Here is a 20604-nt window from a genome sequence, read left to right as displayed (position 1 = left end):
GCAGCGGTGATGGTCTATCTGCGCCCAAGGGACGCGCGAAAGGATGGCCATGACGGAGCAGTTCGAAAACCCGGGACCGGTTGAGCGGGACTGGTCCGATGCCATTTCCTCGGTCGAGGAGATCATCGAGGACGCGCGCAACGGGCGCATGTTCATCCTCGTCGATCACGAGGACCGCGAGAACGAGGGAGACCTCGTGATCCCCGCGCAATGGGCGACGCCGGACGCCATCAACTTCATGGCGACGCATGGGCGCGGCCTGATCTGTCTGTCGCTCACGTCCGAGCGGATCGAACAGCTGGGCCTGAAGCTCATGTCGACGAACAATTCCTCGCGGCACGAGACGGCCTTCACCACCTCGATCGAGGCGCGCGAGGGTGTGACCACAGGCATCTCCGCCGCAGACCGCGCGCGCACTGTGCAGGTCGCCATCGACGCCTCCAAGGGGGCGGCCGACATCGCGACGCCCGGCCATGTCTTCCCGTTGCGCGCGCGCACCGGCGGCGTGCTCGTCCGCGCGGGCCATACCGAGGCGGCCGTCGACATTTCGCGGTTGGCTGGCCTGAACCCTTCCGGCGTGATCTGCGAGATCATGAACGAGGACGGGTCGATGGCGCGGCTGCCTGACCTCGTCGCCTTCGCACAGCGCCACAGCCTCAAGATCGGCACGATCTCGGACCTGATCGCCTACCGTCGCCGCCACGACAACCTCGTGAAGGTCCGCCAGGAACAGGAGATCGAGAGCGAGTTCGGAGGCACCTGGACGCTCCGCATCTACACCGACGAGACGCAGGGCGCGGAGCATATCGTCCTGGTGAAGGGCGACATCACGGGGCCCGAGCCGGTGCTGGTCCGCATGCATGCAATGGACCCGCTGCTCGATGTCGTCGGCGCCGGGCCGAAGGGCCGTGCGGGCGAATTCGGCGACGCCATGCGGCTCATCGCGTCCGAGGGCCGGGGCGTCGTCGTCCTTCTGCGCGATCTCACCATGAAGCTTGCCCCCGGTGACGAGGTGTCGCCCCAGACGCTCCGGCAGTATGGGCTGGGCGCGCAAATCCTCTCGTCGCTGGGGATTTCCGACATGATCCTTCTCACCAACTCGCCGAAGCCCAAGGTGGTGGGGCTCGAGGCCTACGGGCTGTCGATCATTGGCACGCGCAAGATATCGGAGCTTGGATAATGGCTGGACATTCCGACAACGACCTTGGGCTGCCCTCCTTTGACAAGCCGGTCAAGGTCGCCATCGTGATCGCCCCCTACTACACCTCGATCGCCGAGGCGCAGCTTGCGGCCGCCCGGGGCGTTCTGGAGAAGGCCGGCGTCGTCCACGAGACCATCGAGGTTCCCGGCTCGCTCGAGATCCCGGCCGCCATCGGCATCGCGCACCGGCTGTCGAACTTCGACGGTTACGTGGCGCTCGGCTGCGTGATCCGGGGCGCGACCTCGCATTACGATGTCGTGGTGAACGAGAGCGCGCGGGCGCTGACGCTTCTGGGTCTTCAGGGGGTCTGCGTGGGCAACGGGATCATCACCGTGGAGAACCGCGAGCAGGCGGAAGAGCGCGCCGATGGGGCGCGGCTCAATACCGCCGGCGGCGCGGCGGAGGCGGCGCTGCATCTCATCGCGTTGACGCGGCGGTTCGGTCAGCCTAAGGGCGGCGTCGGTTTCAAGCCCCGCCCCGCCGGCGATGACGCAATCATCGAGATCGCGGGCGATCAGGAAGGCCCGTCACAGGCATGAGCGACCCCGCCGATCCCGCGCCGCCGCCCAAGGGGCCGAGCCGCGAGGAAAAACGACAGATGAGATCCGCCGCGCGGCTTTATGCCGTGCAGGCGCTGTTCCAGATGGAGGCTTCGGGCCAGACCGTCGACGCCGTCCGCCGGGAGTTCGAGACCCATCGCTTCGGCGCGGTCTATGACGGCGAGGAGATGGCCGAGGGCGATCCGACGCTTTTCGCCAAGACGCTGGAGGACGCGGTCAACTGGCAGGCGAAGATCGACCAGATGACCGACCGGGCGCTCGTGGCCGCGTGGCCGATCAACCGGATCGATCCGACCTTGCGCGCGCTGTTCCGCGCCGCCGGGGCCGAACTCGTCGAGGGCGCGGCGCCGCCGAAGGTGGTCATCACCGAATACGTCGACGTCGCCCGCGCCTTCTTTCCAGAAGGCCGCGAGCCGAAGTTCGTCAACGCCGTTCTGGATCACATGGCGCGCGACGCTAGGCCCGAGGCGTTCTGAGCCGCAAGCCTGCGGATGCATTCGGCCTCCAATGCACCAAGCCCCTGATCGAGAGCCTCGCCGATGGTGCGGGCCATCATGCGTGGCATCAGGCTGGCGAGAGGCCCGGCAAAGTCCTCCTCCGTGGTGACACGCGTGCCGTGCGCTTCCTCGGTCAGGTGCCAGACATGGCGCGCGCGGATCCCGGGTGCGCGCCCGGTCCATCCGATCTCGGCGGTCGGGCGAAAAATCTCGATGCGCGAGCGGATCGGCAGGCCGCCACCGTTCCAGCGGAACCCGGTTCCCGGCGCAACCGGACCATCAAGGCGCATGTTCCGCACGCCCGCATTCCAGTCGGACCAGTGGGACAGGTCGGTCAGGATCGACCAGACCAGATCGCGAGGGGCGGGCATGACGCGGCTGCGCCGCGCGTAGGCGGGCGCCGAAGTATCGACAAGAAAGGATGGCATCGCGGGCGTTCTCCAGGCCTGCGCGACATCCGCGCGCAGCGCGCAGGGTGAGATCGGAACCGCCCCTTCCGCGTTCAAGGCTTTTGCACGCTCGCCGCGTTCTTTTTTCCATACCCTTGCAAGGCGCCCGATGGCGGCGCACCTGATCGTCTGAACCCGTCGTATCGCGGGGCAACAGGGGTGGTTCGCGCGATGGACGCGATTTTGATGGTGGCCGGTCTGGCGCTCTTGCTCGGCGGCGGCGAGGGGCTGGTGCGTGGCGGTGTGGCCTTCGCGACGCGGATGCGCCTGCCCATGGCGGTCGTCGGCGCCCTCGTCCTGGGTTTTGGCACGTCGATGCCCGAGCTTCTTACCTCGCTTTCGGCAGCGTGGGCCGGTGCGCCCGGCATCGCGATCGGCAACGTGCTCGGCTCCAACATCGCCAACATTCTCCTGATTCTCGGCGTCGCCGGCGTCATCGCCGCCATTCCCGGCGAAACCGCCTCGACCGAGGACAGGCTGTGGCTGCTGATCGCCACGGCGCTGGGCCTCGGCCTTGTCATGGTGACCGAGGTTTTAGGCCGGACCGAGGGGGCAATCCTGTTGGCCGCGCTGGCGATCTACATCTGGCGCTCGCTCTCGCGGGACAGCGATATGGGGCCGGTGCAGACGATCGAGGGCATGGCGGGCTGGCGCATCGCCGGGTTCATCGTCGTCGGTCTCGGCGCGTTGCTTGCTGGCGCCTACCTGCTCGTCACGGGTGCCACGGGCATCGCGCGGGCGCTTGGCATCAGCGAGACGGTGATCGGCCTGACCGTGGTCGCGGTGGGCACCTCGCTGCCCGAGCTTGCGACCAGCATCGTTGCGGCGCGGCGCGGTGAGGCGGGGTTGGCGCTGGGAAACATCCTCGGATCCAACGTGTTCAACATCTTCGCCATCCTCGGGCTGACCGCGTTCCTGATCCCGATCCCGGTGCCGCCGGGACTGTCGGCCGTGGACCTCGCGCTTTTCGCGGGCTCGGCTGCGATCCTGCTCGTCTTTCTGTTCATCGGCCGGATCGGGCGGGGTGCGGGCCTCGGCCTGCTGGGACTTTACGCAGGATACATCGCCTGGCTCGCGCTCGCCTCTGCCTGATTTGCGGGCAAAGCACCGCTTCCGCCGGGACAGGACGCCGCGTCCCCTTGCGGTTTGGCGGATCGGTGTTACCTTCCTCATGTCATTGACGGAGACAACCGACATGCCCGACCACATCCGCTTCATCCTCCGCCACGCAGCCTTCGGCGCGGTCATCGCGGCGGCCTTCGTGGCGATGCTTCTCGTCTTCAACGTGGGCAATCTCTGGCATCTCGTCACCCACACGGCCGAAGGGCCGATCGCGGTCGTGATGCTTTTCGTCTTCTGCACGATCACCTTCGGATCGGCCCAGATCGGCTACAAGATCATGACGATGGGCGAAGACGACGACAAGCCGAGCGGCGGCAAGCGCGACGCGATCCGCGTGTTCGACGCAATTCCGATACCGGTCCGCACCGACGACCGCAGGCCCGAGCGCCGCTGAACGCGCGGCTTCGGACAGGACACGACAGGGCCGACGCCGGGGCGTCGGCCTTTTTTGTTTCGCGAGGAGCGTCGGGGAAGGGTGGCGGGACCGCACCGACCGTGGAGGCGTTAATTCCCGAGGACCTGTATGAACAGGTGGGCGCCAGGTAGCCGGACCACGGTCCGGTCAGAGCCAGCTCCCTCGGAAATGTTTAAGGCCACCGGAATTTTGCCACAGGCACGAGAAGGGCAGAACCCGCCAAGCCCAGATCTAGGGCGATGGCGGTCTCCGAACAAGGGGGGGCGTGCGCCGCGGCGGCGGTTGCAAATGTTCCGTTAATGTTCCAATCTCTCTGCCATGATTGAGACCGGACTTCCGACGCTCATGCCCGGCCAGCTTCTGGCGCGCGGTGTCTGCCGTCACCTTGCGACCCACGGCTTCGCCACGCTGGAAGAATTCACGCCCGAGCGCGGCAAGCGCCTCGACGTCATGGCGATGAGCCCGAAGGGCGAGTTCTGGATCGTGGAGTGCAAGTCGAGCCGGGCGGATTTCACCTCGGACGGCAAATGGGGCGGATACCTCGACTGGGGCGATCGCTATTTCTGGGCCGTCGACGCCGATTTCCCGGTCGAGCTTCTGCCCGATGACACTGGCCTCATCATTGCCGATGCCTACGACGCCGAGATCCTGCGCATGGGGCCCGAAACGAAGCTCGCCGGCGCCCGCCGCAAGGCCGTGACGCAGCGGTTCGCCCGCATCGCCGCGCAGAGGCTTCAGGTGATGCGCGACCCGGGCGCCTCGCTCTGAGCCTTGACGCGGGACAGCGCCAGCATCGTCGCGGGTGGGCCGATCAGTTCGAACAGCACAGTGGTGCCGACCGTCAGCGTCACGATCGTGTCCCGCCACTCGGGGAAGGCCTCCCCCGCGACCAGGGCCATCCCCACCGCGACCCCCGCCTGCGGCAGGAGCGCAGGGCCCATCCAACGCCGCTCCGCGCGAGGCAGCCGGGCCATCCGCGCGCCGACCCAGCCGCCGATCAGCCGCGCGAGCGTCCGCAGGAAGACATAGGCAAGGCCGGTGAGCCCAAGCTCGGGCAGCCGTTCGATTTCCAGCGCCGCCCCGGCCATCAGGAAGAAAAGCAGCATGAAGGGCCACTCCACGTGCTCGATCTCGTGAAAGGCGCGCTCGTGGTGACGGGCGAAGTTTGCGACGACGGCGCCTGCCGTAATCCCCGCCAGCAGCGTCGACACGCCGAGCCATGCCGCCAGCCCCGCCGTCAGGAAGACGAGCCCGAGTGCCTCGGACTGGAGCGGTTCGCCCGGCGAGAGGCGGCCCGTCAGGTAGGCGCCGGGCAGGCCCGTGGCGAGCCCGACCGCCAGCGCCCCGCCGATCTCGAGGGCGGCGCGGAGCAGCGGGGCCGCTCCTTCGCCCCCATCGGCCCCGACAATCACCAGCGCGAGGCTGAAGACGATCAGCCCCCAGGCGTCGTCCACGGCCACGATTCCCCGGATCCGGTCGGCGAAGGGTCCGGAGGCGCGCGCCTGCGCGAGGATGTCCGTCGTGGCCGCAGGTGCCGTCGCGGTGCCGATGGATGCCAGGATCAACGCGAGCCCGGGCGCCAGGCCGAGCGCTACCAGCCCCAAAGTCATGACCAGGAGCGTCGCGCCGACGATCGCGACGGTCACCAAAAGGATCTCGCGCCCGTGCGCCGCCAGTTTCTCGACGGTCAAGGCGTTGCCCAGCAGGAACGCCACCAGCGCAAGCGCCGCCGTCGAGATCAGCTCGAACCATCCGTCGGCACCTTCGGGCACGAGGCCGAGACCCGTGGGGCCCGCAACGATCCCGATCAGCAGAAGAAGGGTGACGCGCGGCAGGCGCGTGCGACGGCCCAGCGTGTCGGCCGCGAGCCCGGCAAGGAACAGCGAGCCGAGGGTCACGAAGAGGAGCGCGGGGTCATCCATCCCGGCGAGCCTGCGCGCGGTCCCGTCCGGGCGCCTTGATGCTCGTCAACTCCGCGTCGAGGGAGGCCGCGTCTCGGCGCTCTCAGCGCTTTTTCGAGAGCTTTCGCGCGGCGGCTGCCGCGGCGCGCAGTTCCTCGGCGATTTCCTCGGCCTCCTCGGGATCGAAATCGAGCGGCAGGTCGATGCCGTCCCCCTCGACATAGATCCTGACCATGCCCAGGCTCGTCGGCCCGATCTGCAGATTGGCCGCCACTTCGCTTTCGCTGTTGATGCCCATGGGCGATGCCTCCAAACCTGTGGGCGGAGGTAGCCGCTGATGGAGATTTCCGCAAGCGACGTGGTGCTCGACGATCTGCGGATCGGCGATGCCGGTTGGCTGACCATGCGCCACGGCGAGCTTTACGCGGCCGAGGAAGGCTTCGACGCGAGTTTCGAGCCGCTCGTCGCGCGCATCCTCGCCGATTTTCTCGACGGTCACGACCCGACGCGGGAGCGCGGCTGGATCGCGCGCGCGGGCGACAGGCGATTGGGATCGATCTTCTGCGTCGCGGGGCCCCGACCCCGCCTCGCTAAGCTGCGGCTGTTCCTGCTCGAACCCGAGGCACGGGGCCTAGGCCTCGGGCAGCGCCTGCTCGATACCTGCCTCGATTTCGCGCGGTCCGCCGGATACGCGCGCATGACGCTCTGGACCCACGAGAGCCATCGCGCGGCCTGTGCGCTTTATGCGAAGAACGGGTTTGCCTGCGTGCGTTCCGAGCCTGTGCACTCCTTCGGTGTCGACCTTGTCGAACAGGTCTGGGAACGCGATCTCTAGATCGCGCGGAAAACGCGCGTTTTCCGGGCCGTTTTCCTTGGGGGAAACGCCCCCCGCCGCGGCCGCCCGGACAGGGGACATCGCCGTCCGACCCTCTTGCAATCGGCGTTCTCCGGCGCTATCCCGCCCGCCAGTGCCGCCTTAGCTCAGTTGGTTAGAGCGCTGGATTGTGGATCCAGAGGTCCCCCGTTCAAGCCGGGGAGGCGGTACCACCTCTCACCGCGGCAGTTCGATCTCCTGAACGAGGTTCCGGCCTTCGCTGTCAAAGACCCGGATCACGCGGTCGTCGCCGACGATCACGGTCAAGCCCTCGACGACGCTGAAACCCACCACGCCGACGCCCTGGGGCAGCGGGAACATCCCCGGATCGACCAGCACCGTTTCGCCGTCGCCGGCGTTCAGCCGGATGACAAGCAGCGCGGTGATCGTTATGACCCCGGCGATCATCGCCACGGTCAGCACCGTCACCAGCGTCTTAAGGAAACGCAGGTCGCGGGGCAGTTCCGTGCCCGCCTCATCCCTCGGAGCCTCGTTCATGCCGCGCACCCGCCTCGTTTCCTTCCGGATCGGTCCCGACCCGGCGCCGCGCCTTGATAAGGCACTGGGCCGCGACGTGCCAGAGGAGGAGAGCCTCAGCCGCTCGCGCCTCGCCCGCCTGATCGAGGCGGGTGCGGTGAAGGTCAACGGCGTGGTCGTGACGGATGCCCGCGCGAAGCTGTCCGAGGACGACGCGGTCGAGATCACGGTGGAAGAGGCCGTCGAGGTCGCGACGCAGCCCGAGGATATCCCGCTCGACATCCTGTTCGAGGACGCCGACCTCGTGGTGGTCAACAAGCCCGCAGGCATGGTTGTCCATCCCGCGCCGGGTTCGCCCGAGGGAACGCTCGTCAACGCGCTCCTGCACCACTTCGGCGACGACCTCTCGGGTATCGGCGGCGAGAAGCGGCCCGGCATCGTGCACCGAATCGACAAGGACACCAGCGGATTGCTGGTCGTGGCGAAGTCCGACCGCGCGCATCATGGGCTGGCGGCGCAGTTCGCCGACCACTCGATCGAGCGGGAATACCAGGCGCTCTGCCACGGTGTTCCGAATCTGGCGGACCCCCGGCTGCGCGGTGTGCGCGGGGTTCACGTGACATCGGACGGAACCATACGGATCACCACGCAGCTCGCCCGGCACAAGACAGACCGGCAGCGTCAGGCCGTTCTGTTCCAGGGCGGACGTCACGCGGTCACGCATCTGCGCGTCGAGGAGAACTTCGCGGGATCGGCCGCGCGGGTGTCCTGCCGGCTTGAGACCGGGCGCACCCACCAGATCCGCGTTCACATGGCCCATATCGGCCATGGTCTGATCGGCGATCCGGTCTATGGCGGCCGCCGGCGCGTCTCGGAAAAGGCGCTGGGGCCTGCGGCCGCGATGGTCGCTGCCTTTACCCGGCAGGCGCTGCACGCCGCGACGCTGGGCTTCGTTCACCCGGCCACGGGCGAGGCCCTGCGATTCGCCGCGCCGCTGCCCGAAGACATGGCCGAACTCCTCGAAGCGCTGCGCGCGGCGGCTGCGTAACATGTGCACACTTGCACGTTACCAATCGGAAATATGGATTGATGTTCGCCCAGTGAGGATGCATAAAACTGAACCGAACGGTCCAGTTGTGGTCTTGACGAAAAGTTAATCAAGTTTACATATGGGCTAACGGCGCCGATCAGGGCGCGTATCGAAAAGGGGGGTGAAGACATGAGCACCTACGCCAATCTTCCAGCACCGTCCCCGGAGCAGGGCCTGAACCGGTATCTCCAGGAGATCCGGAAGTTCCCGATGCTTGAGCCCGAGCAGGAATACATGCTCGCCAAGCGCTGGGTCGAGGACCAGGACACCGAGGCGGCGCACCAACTGGTGACGAGCCACCTGCGTCTCGCGGCCAAGATCGCCATGGGCTACCGTGGCTACGGCCTGCCGCAGGCCGAGGTCATCTCGGAGGCGAACGTGGGCCTCATGCAGGCCGTCAAGCGGTTCGATCCCGAGAAGGGCTTCCGCCTCGCGACCTATGCCATGTGGTGGATCCGCGCCGCGATCCAGGAGTACATCCTGCGCTCGTGGAGCCTCGTGAAACTCGGCACGACGTCTGCGCAGAAGAAGCTCTTCTTCAACCTGCGCAAGGCCAAGGCACGGATCGGCGCGCTCGAGGACGGGGACCTGCGTCCCGAGAACGTCGCGCGCATCGCCCACGATCTCGGCGTGACCGAGGACGAAGTGATCTCGATGAACCGGCGGCTGTCGGGCGGCGATGCCTCGCTCAACGCCACGGTCGGCTCCGAGGACGACAGCTCCACCCAATGGCAGGACTGGCTCGAGGACGAGGATGCCAACCAGGCCGAGGCCTATGCCGAGCGGGACGAGTACACCCAGCGTATCGCCCTGATGGAGCAGGCGATGGACGTTCTGAACGAACGCGAGCGCGACATCCTCACCCAACGCCGGCTGGAGGAAAGCCCGGTGACGCTGGAGGAGCTTTCGGGCGTCTACAACGTCAGCCGCGAGCGTATCCGCCAGATCGAGGTGCGCGCCTTCGAGAAGCTGCAGAAGCGCATGCGCGAGCTTGCGAAGGAACACGGGATGCTGGCCCGCGCCTGATTGCGCCTAGCCAGATCGATGAACCGGCCGCGCGGGCCCAAGACGCGCGGCCGGTTTTCGTTTGCCGGTCCTTCAGCGGGGCTTTCGGTGCGGGTCGCCGGGCGTTATTGCAGGGCCATGGACAGGAAAACAGTGAACTGGGGCGTCCTCGGCGCGTCGGGCTTCGCCCGCAAGACGATGGCCCCCGCCATCCACGAGGCCCAACGTTCGCGTCTCGCGGCACTCGCCACCCGTGATGCATCGAAAGCCGCGCCTTTCGCCGCCTTCGCCCCGGATCTCAGGGTCCACGAAAGCTACGAAGCACTTCTGGCCGATCCTGAGATCGACGCGGTCTACGTGCCGCTTCCGAACGCGCTCCACGTCGAATGGACCGAAAAGGCCGCGCGCGCGGGCAAGGCGGTGCTCTGCGAGAAGCCGATCGGCCTGACGGTGGCCGACATCGACCGCCTCATCGCGCTCCGCGACGAGACCGGCGTCTTCATCGCCGAAGCCTGGATGCCCGCCCACCATCCGCAATGGACCCGCGCGCGAGAGATCGTGGCGGGCGGCGGGATCGGGCGGCTGCATACAGTGACCGGCGTCTTCACCTACGGCCTCAGCGATCCGGCGAATGTCCGCAACAGCGCCGACCTTGCCGGCGGGGCGCTGCGCGATATCGGCGTCTACCCGATCGGGGCCTTCCGCCTCGCCACCGGGCTGGAGCCGGACGTGACCGGCGCCGAGGCGCTCTGGGAGGACGGGGTCGACGCCTCCACCTGGGTTCAGGCACAGGCGGGCGAGGTGCGCTTCTCCTTCCATGTCTCGATGCGGACGACGAAGCGGCAGGAAATGGTCTTCGAGGGCGACGAAGGCTGGCTCGTGGTGCGCGCGCCGTTCAATGCGGGGCAATACGGTCAGGCCGACCTGCACCTTCGCCGGGAGGGGGCGGATGACGTGATCCTGCGTTTCCCCGAGGCGCGCCAGTACGCCGCCCAGGTCGAGGCCGTCGCCGCGACCCTGCTCGACGGGGCGTCCTATCCGATGCCCCTGGAACAGTCGCGCGGGACGCAGGCGGTCATCGACGCGGTGTTCGACAGGCTCGGCGCGCCGGGCTAGAGTGCGGCCGCAGCGACAGGCGGGGGAGGTGGCAGATGCCCCGGAACGACGACGAGAACCTCGAAGGCCGGGTCAACGGAGAACAGCCGTCGACCCCGGATCGTGAAAACCTCGGCATGCGGTTGATCCACGTGCTGCTGATCGCATTCATGCTGTCGATCGCGCAGACCGTGCTGACCGTTCTGACCGTGGTGCAGTTCGTCATCATGTTGGTGAACAATGGCGACCGGAACGCGCGGCTTGCTGATTTCGGCACCGATCTGGGGATATGGATGGCCAAGGCCGCCCGCTACCAGTCGGCCGCGTCCGACGTCAAACCCTGGCCCTGGACCGACCTCGATTGACTGGGGCGGACGCCGCCCCATCTTGGCCCGAAACCCATCGAGCCAAGGAGCAGCCAGATGTCCGACGAGACCCCGATCATTGCCCAGAAAGGCCCCTTTCCCGTCGAGGTGACGGAGGGGAAGACCTATTTCTGGTGCGCCTGCGGGCGCTCGCAGAACCAGCCGTTCTGCGACGGATCCCACAAGGGGACCGCGTTCCAGCCCCAGAAATGGACCGCCGAGAAGGACGGACGCGCCTTCTTCTGCGGCTGCAAGGCGAGCCAGAATCAGCCTCTCTGCGACGGGTCGCACAACCGGCTCTGAGCGCGGGGGCTTGATCCGACGCCGCCGGCCAAGCAGCATCATGGCGCCGGGACAGGCCCGGCGTCGCGATGGAGGCACGAATGGCCGGTGGCTGGGCGAAGGACGGCGCGGTCGAAGAGCAGATCGAAGCCTCGATCCAGGACGAACTTGCCCGTCTGCGGGCGCGCCCTGGCCCGAAAGGCGAGAGCCTCGCCAACTGCGCCGACTGCGAGGAGCCCATTCCCGAGGCACGGCGACTGGCAATCCCCGGGGTCAAGCTGTGCGTCGATTGCGCCTCCGAGCGTGATGCGCGGCCCGTGAACCGGGGCGGGTTCAATCGTCGCGGGTCGAAGGACAGCCAGCTCAAGTAGGCGCGGCCGGATGATGGCGGTTGCCGCGGCATGGTGTCCGACAAAAATACTCTGAATTGACTTGGCTGAGCGTTTTTGTCAGACTTTCGGGCAATACGCCGGAGCCCGAGAGAATTGCCTTCCACGCCATCCCCCCGCCGCCCTGCCGCGACCGTCTTGCCGGATGTGATCCGATGATCGTCTGCCACTGCACGAACATCAGCGACCACGAGATCCGATCGGCGATCGACTGGATGCGCGCCGCCGATCCGGACACGATCATCACGCCCGGAAAGGTCTACCGTGCGCTCGGCAAGAAGGCGGATTGCGGCGGCTGCCTCCCGCTTTTCATGGCGACGATGGCCGCGAGTTCAAGCCTTGAAGTCCCATCCGAATTGTGTGGACTTCGCAGACGCACGACAAAAGGACGTAGACATGAAGGGTGATGAAAAGGTCATCGAGTACCTCAACGCGGCATTGCGCAGCGAGTTGACGGCGGTCAGCCAGTACTGGCTGCACTACCGCCTGCAGGAAGACTGGGGCTACGGCCGGATCGCGGCCAAGTCGCGCGAGGAAAGCGTCGAGGAGATGCATCACGCCGACAGGCTGATCGAACGGATCATCTTTCTCGGCGGCCATCCCAACCTGCAGAAGCTTGATCCGCTGCGCATCGGCGAGACCCTCAAGGAGACCCTGGAATCCGACCTTGCCGCCGAGCATGACGCGCGCAATCTCTACATCGAGGCGCGCGACCACTGCGAAAGCGTGAAGGATTACGTCTCGAAGGCGTTGTTCGAGGAACTGATCGCCGACGAGGAAGGGCATATCGACTTCCTGGAGACGCAACTGGAACTTCACGGCAGGCTCGGCGACGCCACTTACGGGCTGCTGCAGGCCAAACCCGCGAACGAGGCGGAGTAGGTCCGCGCACCTGCCCGTGACCGGGATGCCGCCTGCCGTCGTGGAGGGGCGGCCTCCCGCGTGCGGGTTGGTTCAGAATGTCGCGATGTCCGGGCAGGCGTGTGCGCCGCCGCGTCGGTCGGGGTCGCTACCAGCCTACGCGTTCTCGCGAGAAGATCTCGACCCCCGGCAGTTCGGCGATGCCGCCCGCCATGAGAAAGATCGCAGTCAGGAAGACGAACACGGCGCCGCCGATGATGATCTTGTCGGTGACTTCGCCGAAGACGCCGCCTTGCCGTTCGGTATACCGGATGCGCACGGGCCGACGGTTTTCAGTATCCGAAATCGCCTCCCGAGTGTCCGCGACGGGCGCGGCCGGGACGGCCTTGCGTAGCGCCAGGGGGCGCGCTTCGGCCTTGGCCGCAGGCTCGGCCCGCGCCATCGCGACGGCCTCCTCGAGGCCCAGGGGAGCAGAGGCGGCAAGACCGGATGCGTCCTGCGACGGCGCGCTTGGCTCCGCCTGTGTCTCGGCCCTGGCGTCCGCGATAGCCGCCTGCGCGGCGTTCTCGTCCACGTCGTTGTCGGCAAGCATCCGTTCGGCGTCTTCGACGATGACGGCGTAATCCTCGGGCAGTGCCTTGGCCGACTTGACGATGTACTGTGCCGCGCCGATCCGGAACTGGCGCGCTTCCTCGTCGTCCTCGCAAAGGCCGAGCATGCGCGACATCACGTAGAGCGTGAATTCCTCGGGCGAGAAGCTGGGGCGCACCTCGCTCATCCGGTCGAAGGCATCGTCGAGCACGTCGATCATGGGCTCGCAGGGGCCGGAGATCAGGGCGTCGCTGACGTGTTCCGTCATCGCGCGGAGTGCTTCGCCGAAGTAGACGATCCGGAACAGGGCATCGTCGCGCGTCGCCCAGGGGAGACCCACGCTTGCCCTTTTCGTGATGTTGGATCCGTCCATCGATCCGCCCCGGGTGCCGTCGCACGAAGTCCTAAACCGCGCCGGCACGGCGCGGTCGGATGATTCGCAATAACCTCCAGTAGACGCGATGAGGGCCTTTTCATCAACAGGAGCATCTGAAATCAGGGATTTGGCCGCAGCAGCGCGCGCCTTCGCAAGATTTCAGACCCCTCCGGCCGCACACCCTATGTGGCGTGCAGCCGGCTTGGGCGGGCCTCCGGCCGGGCCTGCCGTCAGTCCTCCATCGCTTCAAGCTGATCGATGAAACCCTCGATCATGCCGAGGCCCTTGTCCCAGAACGCGGGGTCTGTCGCGTCGAGACCGAAGGGTGCCAGAAGCGCCTTGTGGTGCTTCGATCCGCCGGCCTTCAGCATGTCGAAATACTTCTCTTGGAAGCCCGGCGCGCCCTCCTCGTAGACGGCATAGAGCGCGTTCACCAGCCCGTCGCCGAAGGCGTAGGCGTAGACGTAGAAGGGCGAGTGGACGAAGTGGGGGATATAGGCCCAGAAGGTCTCGTAGCCCTCCATGAACTCGAAGACCGGCCCAAGGCTTTCGCCCTGCACGGACATCCAAAGCGCGTTGATGTCGTCGGGCGTCAGCTCGCCCGCGCGGCGCGCCTCGTGCAGCTTGCACTCGAAGTCGTAGAAGGCGATCTGGCGCACGACCGTGTTGATCATGTCCTCGACCTTGCCGGCCAGCAGGACCTTGCGCGCGGCGTCGTCCTTGGCCCCTTCAAGCATCTTGCGGAAGGTCAGCATCTCGCCGAAGACGCTCGCCGTCTCGGCAAGCGTCAGGGGCGTGGAGGAGAGGAGTTCCCCCTGTCCCGCCGCCAGCCGCTGATGCACGCCATGGCCGAGCTCGTGGGCGAGCGTCATCACGTCCCGCGGCTTGCCGAGGTAGTTCAGCATCACGTAGGGGTGCACGTCCGAGACGGTGGGGTGCGCGAAGGCGCCGGGCGCCTTGCCCTCCTTGACGCCCGCGTCGATCCAGCCGTCGGTGAAGAAGGGCTCGGCCAGCTCGGCCATCTTCGGGTCGAAGCCCGCATAGGCCTCCGTCACGATGCGGCGTGCCTCGTCCCAGCCGACGATCCGGGTTTCCTCCATCGGCAGCGGCGCGTTCCGGTCCCAGACCTGCAGCTTGTCGAGGCCAAGCCATTTCGCCTTGAGCGCATAGTACCGGTGGCTGAGGCGCGGATAGGCCGCGACAACCGCGTTCCGCAGTGCCTCGACCACTTCGGGCTCCACGTGGTTGGCGAGGTGGCGCGACATCTGCGGCGTCGGCAGCTTGCGCCAGCGGTCGGTGATCTCCTTTTCCTTGGCGAGCGTGTTGTGCACCCGCGCAAAGAGGGGCAGCCGCGCGCCGAAGGTCTCGGCCAGCGCCCGCGCGCCGGCCTCGCGCTTCGCGCGGTCCTGGTCGGTGAGGAGGTTCAGCGTCGATTCGATGCCAAGGCTTTCGCCGTCCACGTCGAAGGCCAGCCCCGCGATCGTCTCGTCGAAAAGCTTGTTCCAGGCGCTCGCGCCCACGACCGAAGTGTCGTGGAGGAATTTCTCCAGCTCATCCGACAGCTGGTAGGGCTTCATCGCGCGCATCCGGTCGAGCACGGGCTTGTATCGCGCGAGGTCGGCATTCTCGGCCATCAGCGCGTCGTAGCGGTCGTCGGGGATGCGGTTGAACTCCAGCCCGAAGAAGACGAGCGGCGTGGTGAAGGTGGTGATCCGATCCTGCATGTCGGACATGAACTTCGCCCGCTCGGGGTTCGTCGTCTGCTGGTAGTAGCGCAGGCCCGCATAGGACATGACGCGGCCGGCCTTCATGTCGATGATCTCGTAGCGGGTGATGCAGGCAAGGAGGTCGGCGGCGGACAACTCGGCGAGCTTGCCTTCGTAATCGGCGGCGAAGGCGGCGCACTCGGTTTCCAGCCAGTCGAGGTCACGCGTTAACTCGGGCGCGTCCGGCGCCCTGTAGAGGTCGCTCAGATCCCAGTCCGGCAGATCGCCCAGCGGTTTGCCTCCCGCATCCTTGGCGGCGTCGCGGGTGGGGAGCGGGGCGGGGAAGGGCAGGCGCATGGGAACCTCGTCTTGGAAATGTGTCCCGACAGATATGCGCCCCGCCGCGTCGGGTCTCAACCCTTGGTCCCGATTGGCGGGGACGGACCGGCGCATTGCCAGAGGTGAACCGTCATGCCGATGCCGCCGGTTGGCGGGCACCCGGATCGCAACAGGGCCGGAATGACCCGCGCGGGGGCAACCGCGGGACGCTGGAAAGCTGACACAGGCATTGACGTACCGGGCCTCCGTGCTGGTGTATGCGCCAATGGTCGGAACAACGTGAGCGTGGGGCGGCCGAGGAACCGTACACCTGTGTCTTTTCGGGAAAAAAACACAGGTGTATGTTTGGAGATACAGGGGGCCGCACATGAGTCGTCTCGACAAGTCCGACTGGCTTGATTTCGCGTTGGCGCAGCTGGCGGAGAACGGCCATGGCGCGCTGAAGGCGCAGACGCTCGCCGCCGGGCTGGGCGTTACGAGGGGAAGCTTCTATTGGCATTTCGAGGATCTTGCCGCCTTCAAGCGGGACCTCGTCGCCCACTGGATGGACAGAACAACCGAGGAACTGGTGCGCGCGGTTGTCCGCGATGGCGACGCCGAGGCGCAATTGCGCGGGCTCATGCGGCGCGCGTTGCGGTCCGGGGCTGCGCTGGAACGCGCGATGCGCGCCTGGGCGACCGTGGACGCGGAGGTCGCGCAGACCGTGGCCGCGGTGGACTGGCGGCGCATCCGCTTCGCCGAGCAATTGCTGGCCGCGCTGGGCGTCTCCGAGGCCGAGATCGGGCCGCGGTCGAGGATGCTCTACTGGGCGGCGATCGGGCGGCTGATGATGATGCGGTCGGAAGGTCAGGAACTGAGCGATGCCGAAATCGAAGACCTGGCCGCGCTTCTCAGCCGCTGACTGCTGCCGGGTCTCAACGGTTTGGCGGCGTGATCAAACCATACACAAGTGCCCGGACACTTTCCGTACACATGCGTTCGGTTCTTAGAGCTCCACCTCGCCGTCCTCGCCCACTTCGGGCTCCTCCGGTTCCGTCCATGGCCGGTCAGGCGAGCGGCGGATGATTATGTCGCCGTTCGGCAACCGCTCGGGCCGCTCGTAGGCGGTGATGTCGTCCATCAGCGCGCCGAGCGATTCGAGGAAGGGCAGCATTTCCTCTTCGAAGAAAGGCCGCGCCTCCTCCAGCATGGGCCGCATGTCCTCGAGGATACCCTCGAGGATCATCCGCGACCCCTCGCGCAGAAGGTCGAAGCCGCGCTCGGTTTCGCTGTCCTCCTGCGCTGCGGCGGGAAGCGCGAGCAAAATGGTCAGTGACATGGGGCCAAGGATGCGTCTCATGGTCGAAATATAGGCAAGATCGCGCCCTGCGTTAAGGGGCCGCGCTCAGCCGTGGCCGAAATCAAGGGTTACCGGAAAATGGTCCGACGCGTGCAGGAGTGCCCGCTGCAACGCCGCGTCGCGCCAGCAGGTGGGATCGTCGAAAGGGTGCCATATCCGCCATCGCCGGGCTTTCCGCCGAAGCGTCGGCGACACCATGATGTAGTCTAGGAGGGCGGACAGCCACCGGTCCTCGCCCGCTATGTAGAACCGTGCGGTGGTCGGCTGGGCCGAGATCCGGCTCTGCAGCGCCTGCATCGCGTGGGGATCGTAGAGCCGCATGTCCGGTTCGGCCCCGGCCCCGACGACGACCTCGACGCCGGAGCGACCGAAGAGCCGCTCGTATTCGTCGAGGCCCGGGCCATCGTTCAGGTCGCCCGCCACGATGAGCTGGTCGCCGGCCATCAGGTGCTCCTCGATGCGCCGCCGCAGCCAGATGCACTGTGCCAGTTGCTTGCGCCGGTTCGCGATGGCGAAGCTCATCGCCTCGTCGGCATTGCGCGCACCATGGGGCGCTTTCGATTTCACATGACAGCCGATCAGGCGGATATCGCCGAGCGGGGTTTCCAGCGCCGCCTCCAGCGGCGGTTTGGAGAAGGTGACAACGTCTTCCTGCGCGTCGATGTCGAGATCGATCCGGAACGTGGTGTCGAAGCGCGGCACGTCGCTGCGTCCATGCTTGCCCGCGACCGGCCCCAGCGGATCGTGCCGCGCCGAGATCACGTCCGGATCATAGAGCAGCATGAGTTCCTGCTGGGTATGGTTCGGGAAACCGGACAGGGCTGCACGGGCGCGGATGCCTGCCTCGCTCGCGAAGGTTTCGAGCGCTGCGATACCGTCATGCCGTCGCGAGATGTCTGGCGCCTCCACCACGAGGATGGCGTCGGCATCCAGCGCCCGGAAGACGGTGAAGAGCGCGTCGATCTGTTCCTCCCGCGTGACACCCTCGCGGGAGGACCGTTCCCCGTCCCTCAGAAGCCGACCTTCGGGGTCGAACAGGGCGTGAAACCATTCGACATTGTAGGTTGCGATGCGCATGGCGGTCATGCCGCGCCGCGTTCGGCGCGGATGCTGTCCCATGCGGCGTTGATCGCGGCCAGCCGCGCCTCGGCCAGCCTTGCGGCCTCGACCGGCACGCCGCGGGCGATCATCCGATCGGGGTGGGTGGCGCGCACCTCGGCCCGCCAGGCCGCGCGCACGGTGGCAAGATCGACGCCGGGATCGACCCCCAGCACCGCGTAGGGGTCGGCATCGGGCACGTGTCGCGCCCGCATCCGCCGGAACAGGGCTTCGTCCATTCCGAAGATCTCGGCCACCCGGGCGAGGAACGCGTCTTCCCCGGGGTGGTAGGTGCCGTCCGCCGCCGCGATGTGGAACAATCCCTCCATCAGGTCGCACAGCACGCTGTCCTGTCCGCAGGGCTGCTCCGCCGTGCGGAACATCGACGCGACACGGCTGGCGTAGTCCTCGAACCCGGCCACGTCCTCGCGCGCGAGGTTGAAGACCCGCGCCGCCGCGCGCTCGTCCGAAGCGGGGATCTGGAAGACGTCCCGGAAGGCGGCGACCTCGTCGCGCGTCACGCGGCCGTCGGCCTTGGCCATCTTCGCACCCAGGGCGATCACCGCGATGGTGAAGGCCACGCTGCGTTCCGGCGGGGTCCGGAGCCGCTCGAAAACGGCCGACAGCCCCTCGCCCTGCGCGATCGCGGCCAGCGCCTCGGATATGCGGGTCCAGATCGACATGAACCCTTTCTAACGCAGAGCGGCCGCGCGCGGCAGGGGAAAGCACGCGACAAAGGGCCCCCCTCGGGCGGGGTCAGAGCATCTTCTGCATGAGAACGAGGTCGTGCCAGCGTCCGAACTTCCAGCCGACTTCCCGCAGGCGCGCCGCCTCGCGGTAGCCGAGCGCCGCGTGGAAGGCGATGCCGCCCGCGTTCTCGCCCGAGACGCCCGCGAAGAGGGAATGTACGCCGCGCCCGCGCAGGTCGCGTTCCACTGCCTGCATCAGCGCGCGGCCGATCCCCCGCCCCTCGGCGCCCCGGGCCACGTGGATGGAATGCTCGAACGTATGGGCATAGCCCGGCCCGCCGCGGAACTGGAACGCCGTGACGAAGCCGACGACGCCCCCATCCGACCCCATGTCGGCCACGTGGCATGGGGCGCCTTCCGCGATGCCAGCCGCAAGCGCACCGGGGTCCTTCTCCGCGGTGGTGAAGGTGATGACGGTCTCGCTGATGATCCGGTTCCAGATCCCGGCGATGGCAGGGGCGTCGCCCGGCACGGCGGGGCGGATCACAACAGGACCTCCCCCCGCGGTGTCGACAGGACGGCCTCCATGCGCGGAGTGTCGGACCCGATCACCTGCAGCCTTGCATCGTCGATCAGCGGGGCGAGCGCGGCGCGCAGCGCGTCCGCCTCCGGGGAATGGAGGCGCAGCGCGGTCAACCGTACACCCCTGTCGGGAAGGCGGGGGGCGGGGTGCGCCGGTCCGTTCCACTGGATCATCGCCGGGAAAAGTCCGCCGAAGGGCAGCTTTCCGTCCTCCGGCACCGCCATGCGCCAGCTGAGGTCGCCCCGTTCCAGGTCCCAGGGCACGCCCGCCCCTTCGGGCGCCGCCGCGAGCGCGGCGTCGAGGTTGTCCGTCCGGCAGATCCAGGTGGTCGCCCGCGTCGCACCCGTGAAATTGTCGAGGTCGAACCAGCGCGGCTGGTCCGGTCCCGGAGCGCCGGGCTCGATCGCGATCAGTTCGAAATACTCCTCGGGTCCGAGCGACAGGAGGCGGTTCCATGTCCCCATCGCCGCATGCTGCCCGCCGGGTGCGAGGGGAACGCCGAGCGCCGCCTCGACCTCCGCCGCGCCGTCTTCGAGCGCCTCCGTCGATACCGCGATGTGGTCGAGTGTCAGCATGCGCACCTCCATTGCCCGGACCATCACGGCTTAGCGCGGGCATTCGCGGCGGAAAAGACCGGGCATGTGTCGCGCGCGGCCATGCGGTTCCAGACGGCGCGCGATTGTCTGGCGGCATGACCGACGCCCCCGATCCCAAGGCGGCCCTGCGGCGCCAGGCCTTCGATGCGCGCAAGGCGGCTTTCGCGCTCGCCGCCCATGCCGTGCCACCGGCGACCGAGCACCTCCTGGCCGAGATCGGGCCCGCGGCGGACCGCATCGTTTCGGGCTACATGCCGATCAGGACCGAGCTCGACCCGCGACCGGCCATGGCCGCACTTCACCGCGCGGGCGCGCGGCTGGCCGTCCCGGTGATCGCGGGACGGGGCCTGCCGCTCGACTTCCGCGAATGGCGGCCGGATGCGGCGCTGGTGGAGGGACCATTCGGCGCGCTGATCCCCGAGCAGGGCGACTGGCTTGTCCCCGACACGCTGATCGTGCCGCTCGTGGCCTTCGACGCTCGGCTCAACCGGCTTGGCTATGGCGGTGGCTTCTACGACCGCACGCTCGCCTTGTTGCGCGGCCGGGGACCCGTGCGGGCCATCGGCTTCGCCTTCGCGGCCCAGGAGTTGCCCGGGATTCCGTCCGAGCCCACCGATGAGCCGCTCGACGCGCTCGTCACCGAGACGGGCGTTCTCAGGCGGTGATGTCCCCGCTGGACCTGTCGCGCCACAGGCCCTAAGGGC

General features: G+C 67.4%; 28 protein-coding genes and 1 tRNA gene. 18 read left to right on the top strand and 11 right to left on the bottom strand.

Annotation, left to right across the window (positions count from 1 at the left end; all coding sequences use genetic code 11):
* Positions 1 to 49 precede the first annotated feature (49 nt).
* Genes ribB through nusB form a run of 3 tightly spaced genes read left to right on the top strand, consistent with a single transcriptional unit; the run spans position 50 to position 2237 of the window.
* Complete coding sequence (gene ribB, locus N8I71_RS09940) at positions 50 to 1180, top strand: 3,4-dihydroxy-2-butanone-4-phosphate synthase (RefSeq protein WP_262877822.1); 1131 nt, start codon at positions 50 to 52, stop codon at positions 1178 to 1180.
* A complete protein-coding gene (locus tag N8I71_RS09935; RefSeq protein WP_262877821.1) occupies positions 1180 to 1740 on the top strand; it encodes a 6,7-dimethyl-8-ribityllumazine synthase in 561 nt (186 codons plus the stop codon). The genes ribB and N8I71_RS09935 overlap by 1 nt, the downstream gene beginning before the upstream one ends.
* Complete coding sequence (gene nusB, locus N8I71_RS09930; RefSeq protein ID WP_262877820.1) at positions 1737 to 2237, top strand: transcription antitermination factor NusB; 501 nt, start codon at positions 1737 to 1739, stop codon at positions 2235 to 2237. The genes N8I71_RS09935 and nusB overlap by 4 nt, the downstream gene beginning before the upstream one ends.
* On the opposite strand, the gene N8I71_RS09925 is transcribed toward nusB, so the two are convergent.
* Complete coding sequence (locus N8I71_RS09925; RefSeq protein WP_262877819.1) at positions 2201 to 2686, bottom strand: SRPBCC family protein; 486 nt, start codon at positions 2684 to 2686, stop codon at positions 2201 to 2203. The two genes, nusB and N8I71_RS09925, sit on opposite strands and share 37 nt — an antisense overlap.
* A 192-nt stretch (positions 2687 to 2878) precedes the next feature.
* Here N8I71_RS09925 and N8I71_RS09920 point away from each other — a divergent pair, with 192 nt between their 5' ends.
* From N8I71_RS09920 to N8I71_RS09910, 3 genes are all read left to right on the top strand, one after another.
* A complete protein-coding gene (locus N8I71_RS09920; RefSeq protein WP_262877818.1) occupies positions 2879 to 3799 on the top strand; it encodes a calcium/sodium antiporter in 921 nt (306 codons plus the stop codon).
* A gap of 103 nt (positions 3800 to 3902) precedes the next feature.
* Complete coding sequence (locus N8I71_RS09915; protein WP_262877817.1) at positions 3903 to 4223, top strand: hypothetical protein; 321 nt, start codon at positions 3903 to 3905, stop codon at positions 4221 to 4223.
* Positions 4224 to 4562: 339 nt separating this feature from the next.
* On the top strand, positions 4563 to 5012 hold the full coding sequence (locus N8I71_RS09910) for an MmcB family DNA repair protein (RefSeq protein ID WP_262877816.1): 450 nt from the start codon (positions 4563 to 4565) through the stop codon (positions 5010 to 5012).
* Here the strand turns inward: N8I71_RS09910 and N8I71_RS09905 are convergent.
* Both N8I71_RS09905 and N8I71_RS09900 read right to left on the bottom strand, forming a co-directional pair.
* Positions 4979 to 6166, bottom strand: coding sequence for a cation:proton antiporter (locus N8I71_RS09905; protein ID WP_262877815.1), 1188 nt, complete (start codon positions 6164 to 6166; stop codon positions 4979 to 4981). The two genes, N8I71_RS09910 and N8I71_RS09905, sit on opposite strands and share 34 nt — an antisense overlap.
* An 82-nt stretch (positions 6167 to 6248) precedes the next feature.
* Positions 6249 to 6443, bottom strand: coding sequence for a DUF6324 family protein (locus N8I71_RS09900; RefSeq protein WP_262877814.1), 195 nt, complete (start codon positions 6441 to 6443; stop codon positions 6249 to 6251).
* Positions 6444 to 6482: 39 nt separating this feature from the next.
* On the opposite strand from N8I71_RS09900, the gene N8I71_RS09895 reads away from it, so the two are divergent.
* Both N8I71_RS09895 and N8I71_RS09890 read left to right on the top strand, forming a co-directional pair.
* Positions 6483 to 6980, top strand: coding sequence for a GNAT family N-acetyltransferase (locus N8I71_RS09895; RefSeq protein WP_262877813.1), 498 nt, complete (start codon positions 6483 to 6485; stop codon positions 6978 to 6980).
* Positions 6981 to 7115: 135 nt separating this feature from the next.
* Positions 7116 to 7192 (top strand) — tRNA-His (locus N8I71_RS09890).
* Positions 7193 to 7196: 4 nt separating this feature from the next.
* Here the strand turns inward: N8I71_RS09890 and N8I71_RS09885 are convergent.
* Positions 7197 to 7517 (bottom strand): DUF6476 family protein, encoded by a 321-nt coding sequence (locus N8I71_RS09885; protein ID WP_262877812.1) that lies wholly within the window; start codon positions 7515 to 7517, stop codon positions 7197 to 7199.
* Here N8I71_RS09885 and N8I71_RS09880 point away from each other — a divergent pair.
* From N8I71_RS09880 to bfr, 8 genes are all read left to right on the top strand, one after another.
* Positions 7516 to 8544, top strand: a complete 1029-nt coding sequence (locus N8I71_RS09880; RefSeq protein ID WP_262877811.1) for an RluA family pseudouridine synthase — start codon at positions 7516 to 7518, stop codon at positions 8542 to 8544. The genes N8I71_RS09885 and N8I71_RS09880 overlap by 2 nt on opposite strands.
* 171 nt (positions 8545 to 8715) lie before the next feature.
* A complete protein-coding gene (gene rpoH, locus N8I71_RS09875; protein ID WP_262877810.1) occupies positions 8716 to 9612 on the top strand; it encodes an RNA polymerase sigma factor RpoH in 897 nt (298 codons plus the stop codon).
* Positions 9613 to 9729: 117 nt separating this feature from the next.
* A complete protein-coding gene (locus N8I71_RS09870) occupies positions 9730 to 10707 on the top strand; it encodes a Gfo/Idh/MocA family protein (protein WP_262877809.1) in 978 nt (325 codons plus the stop codon).
* Between the two features lie 35 nt (positions 10708 to 10742).
* Complete coding sequence (locus N8I71_RS09865; RefSeq protein ID WP_262877808.1) at positions 10743 to 11051, top strand: DUF4389 domain-containing protein; 309 nt, start codon at positions 10743 to 10745, stop codon at positions 11049 to 11051.
* A 57-nt stretch (positions 11052 to 11108) separates the two neighbouring features.
* Positions 11109 to 11354 (top strand): CDGSH iron-sulfur domain-containing protein, encoded by a 246-nt coding sequence (locus tag N8I71_RS09860; RefSeq protein WP_262877807.1) that lies wholly within the window; start codon positions 11109 to 11111, stop codon positions 11352 to 11354.
* A gap of 80 nt (positions 11355 to 11434) precedes the next feature.
* Positions 11435 to 11704, top strand: a complete 270-nt coding sequence (locus tag N8I71_RS09855) for a DksA/TraR family C4-type zinc finger protein (RefSeq protein WP_262877806.1) — start codon at positions 11435 to 11437, stop codon at positions 11702 to 11704.
* A 173-nt stretch (positions 11705 to 11877) separates the two neighbouring features.
* The gene (locus tag N8I71_RS09850) at positions 11878 to 12129 is read left to right on the top strand and encodes a (2Fe-2S)-binding protein (protein WP_262877968.1); all 252 of its coding nucleotides are present in this window, start codon (positions 11878 to 11880) and stop codon (positions 12127 to 12129) included.
* Positions 12119 to 12604 (top strand): bacterioferritin, encoded by a 486-nt coding sequence (gene bfr, locus N8I71_RS09845; RefSeq protein ID WP_262877805.1) that lies wholly within the window; start codon positions 12119 to 12121, stop codon positions 12602 to 12604. Before N8I71_RS09850 ends, bfr begins: the two co-directional genes overlap by 11 nt.
* Before the next feature lie 127 nt (positions 12605 to 12731).
* Here bfr and N8I71_RS09840 read toward each other — a convergent pair whose 3' ends face one another.
* Both N8I71_RS09840 and N8I71_RS09835 read right to left on the bottom strand, forming a co-directional pair.
* The gene (locus tag N8I71_RS09840) at positions 12732 to 13547 is read right to left on the bottom strand and encodes a hypothetical protein (RefSeq protein ID WP_262877804.1); all 816 of its coding nucleotides are present in this window, start codon (positions 13545 to 13547) and stop codon (positions 12732 to 12734) included.
* 233 nt (positions 13548 to 13780) lie between these two features.
* On the bottom strand, positions 13781 to 15613 hold the full coding sequence (locus N8I71_RS09835) for a M3 family oligoendopeptidase (RefSeq protein ID WP_262877803.1): 1833 nt from the start codon (positions 15611 to 15613) through the stop codon (positions 13781 to 13783).
* Between the two features lie 349 nt (positions 15614 to 15962).
* On the opposite strand from N8I71_RS09835, the gene N8I71_RS09830 reads away from it, so the two are divergent.
* Positions 15963 to 16496 (top strand): TetR/AcrR family transcriptional regulator, encoded by a 534-nt coding sequence (locus N8I71_RS09830; RefSeq protein WP_262877802.1) that lies wholly within the window; start codon positions 15963 to 15965, stop codon positions 16494 to 16496.
* A gap of 84 nt (positions 16497 to 16580) precedes the next feature.
* Here the strand turns inward: N8I71_RS09830 and N8I71_RS09825 are convergent, their stop codons facing one another.
* The 5 genes from N8I71_RS09825 to N8I71_RS09805 form a co-directional block, all read right to left on the bottom strand.
* Positions 16581 to 16913, bottom strand: coding sequence for a hypothetical protein (locus tag N8I71_RS09825; protein ID WP_262877801.1), 333 nt, complete (start codon positions 16911 to 16913; stop codon positions 16581 to 16583).
* Positions 16914 to 16979: 66 nt separating this feature from the next.
* Positions 16980 to 18011, bottom strand: coding sequence for an endonuclease/exonuclease/phosphatase family protein (locus N8I71_RS09820; RefSeq protein ID WP_262877967.1), 1032 nt, complete (start codon positions 18009 to 18011; stop codon positions 16980 to 16982).
* Positions 18012 to 18016: 5 nt separating this feature from the next.
* On the bottom strand, positions 18017 to 18715 hold the full coding sequence (locus N8I71_RS09815; protein WP_262877800.1) for a J domain-containing protein: 699 nt from the start codon (positions 18713 to 18715) through the stop codon (positions 18017 to 18019).
* A gap of 73 nt (positions 18716 to 18788) precedes the next feature.
* Positions 18789 to 19268 (bottom strand): GNAT family N-acetyltransferase, encoded by a 480-nt coding sequence (locus tag N8I71_RS09810; protein ID WP_262877799.1) that lies wholly within the window; start codon positions 19266 to 19268, stop codon positions 18789 to 18791.
* On the bottom strand, positions 19265 to 19879 hold the full coding sequence (locus N8I71_RS09805; RefSeq protein ID WP_262877798.1) for a VOC family protein: 615 nt from the start codon (positions 19877 to 19879) through the stop codon (positions 19265 to 19267). Before N8I71_RS09805 ends, N8I71_RS09810 begins: the two co-directional genes overlap by 4 nt.
* 116 nt (positions 19880 to 19995) lie before the next feature.
* Between N8I71_RS09805 and N8I71_RS09800 the strand changes: the two genes are divergently transcribed.
* Entirely contained in the window at positions 19996 to 20565 is a 570-nt protein-coding gene (locus tag N8I71_RS09800; RefSeq protein WP_262877797.1) for a 5-formyltetrahydrofolate cyclo-ligase, read from the top strand.
* Positions 20566 to 20604: the final 39 nt, after the last annotated feature.

It is taken from the genome of Roseicyclus sediminis (genome assembly GCF_025515305.1).
GTDB lineage: Bacteria > Pseudomonadota > Alphaproteobacteria > Rhodobacterales > Rhodobacteraceae > Roseibacterium > Roseibacterium sediminis.
This window is presented reverse-complemented; position numbering and strand designations above follow the sequence as displayed.

Bases quoted from the DNA above. Each gene is read 5' to 3' on its own strand.
- ribB (WP_262877822.1), top strand. From the start codon at position 50: ATGACGGAGCAGTTCGAAAACCCGGGACCGGTTGAGCGGGACTGGTCC.
- N8I71_RS09935 (WP_262877821.1), top strand. From the start codon at position 1,180: ATGGCTGGACATTCCGACAACGACCTTGGGCTGCCCTCCTTTGACAAG.
- nusB (WP_262877820.1), top strand. From the start codon at position 1,737: ATGAGCGACCCCGCCGATCCCGCGCCGCCGCCCAAGGGGCCGAGCCGC.
- N8I71_RS09925 (WP_262877819.1), bottom strand. From the start codon at position 2,686: ATGCCATCCTTTCTTGTCGATACTTCGGCGCCCGCCTACGCGCGGCGC.
- N8I71_RS09920 (WP_262877818.1), top strand. From the start codon at position 2,879: ATGGACGCGATTTTGATGGTGGCCGGTCTGGCGCTCTTGCTCGGCGGC.
- N8I71_RS09915 (WP_262877817.1), top strand. From the start codon at position 3,903: ATGCCCGACCACATCCGCTTCATCCTCCGCCACGCAGCCTTCGGCGCG.
- N8I71_RS09910 (WP_262877816.1), top strand. From the start codon at position 4,563: ATGATTGAGACCGGACTTCCGACGCTCATGCCCGGCCAGCTTCTGGCG.
- N8I71_RS09905 (WP_262877815.1), bottom strand. From the start codon at position 6,166: ATGGATGACCCCGCGCTCCTCTTCGTGACCCTCGGCTCGCTGTTCCTT.
- N8I71_RS09900 (WP_262877814.1), bottom strand. From the start codon at position 6,443: ATGGGCATCAACAGCGAAAGCGAAGTGGCGGCCAATCTGCAGATCGGG.
- N8I71_RS09895 (WP_262877813.1), top strand. From the start codon at position 6,483: ATGGAGATTTCCGCAAGCGACGTGGTGCTCGACGATCTGCGGATCGGC.
- N8I71_RS09880 (WP_262877811.1), top strand. From the start codon at position 7,516: ATGCCGCGCACCCGCCTCGTTTCCTTCCGGATCGGTCCCGACCCGGCG.
- N8I71_RS09885 (WP_262877812.1), bottom strand. From the start codon at position 7,517: ATGAACGAGGCTCCGAGGGATGAGGCGGGCACGGAACTGCCCCGCGAC.
- rpoH (WP_262877810.1), top strand. From the start codon at position 8,716: ATGAGCACCTACGCCAATCTTCCAGCACCGTCCCCGGAGCAGGGCCTG.
- N8I71_RS09870 (WP_262877809.1), top strand. From the start codon at position 9,730: ATGGACAGGAAAACAGTGAACTGGGGCGTCCTCGGCGCGTCGGGCTTC.
- N8I71_RS09865 (WP_262877808.1), top strand. From the start codon at position 10,743: ATGCCCCGGAACGACGACGAGAACCTCGAAGGCCGGGTCAACGGAGAA.
- N8I71_RS09860 (WP_262877807.1), top strand. From the start codon at position 11,109: ATGTCCGACGAGACCCCGATCATTGCCCAGAAAGGCCCCTTTCCCGTC.
- N8I71_RS09855 (WP_262877806.1), top strand. From the start codon at position 11,435: ATGGCCGGTGGCTGGGCGAAGGACGGCGCGGTCGAAGAGCAGATCGAA.
- N8I71_RS09850 (WP_262877968.1), top strand. From the start codon at position 11,878: ATGATCGTCTGCCACTGCACGAACATCAGCGACCACGAGATCCGATCG.
- bfr (WP_262877805.1), top strand. From the start codon at position 12,119: ATGAAGGGTGATGAAAAGGTCATCGAGTACCTCAACGCGGCATTGCGC.
- N8I71_RS09840 (WP_262877804.1), bottom strand. From the start codon at position 13,547: ATGGACGGATCCAACATCACGAAAAGGGCAAGCGTGGGTCTCCCCTGG.
- N8I71_RS09835 (WP_262877803.1), bottom strand. From the start codon at position 15,613: ATGCGCCTGCCCTTCCCCGCCCCGCTCCCCACCCGCGACGCCGCCAAG.
- N8I71_RS09830 (WP_262877802.1), top strand. From the start codon at position 15,963: ATGAGTCGTCTCGACAAGTCCGACTGGCTTGATTTCGCGTTGGCGCAG.
- N8I71_RS09825 (WP_262877801.1), bottom strand. From the start codon at position 16,913: ATGTCACTGACCATTTTGCTCGCGCTTCCCGCCGCAGCGCAGGAGGAC.
- N8I71_RS09820 (WP_262877967.1), bottom strand. From the start codon at position 18,011: ATGCGCATCGCAACCTACAATGTCGAATGGTTTCACGCCCTGTTCGAC.
- N8I71_RS09815 (WP_262877800.1), bottom strand. From the start codon at position 18,715: ATGTCGATCTGGACCCGCATATCCGAGGCGCTGGCCGCGATCGCGCAG.
- N8I71_RS09805 (WP_262877798.1), bottom strand. From the start codon at position 19,879: ATGCTGACACTCGACCACATCGCGGTATCGACGGAGGCGCTCGAAGAC.
- N8I71_RS09800 (WP_262877797.1), top strand. From the start codon at position 19,996: ATGACCGACGCCCCCGATCCCAAGGCGGCCCTGCGGCGCCAGGCCTTC.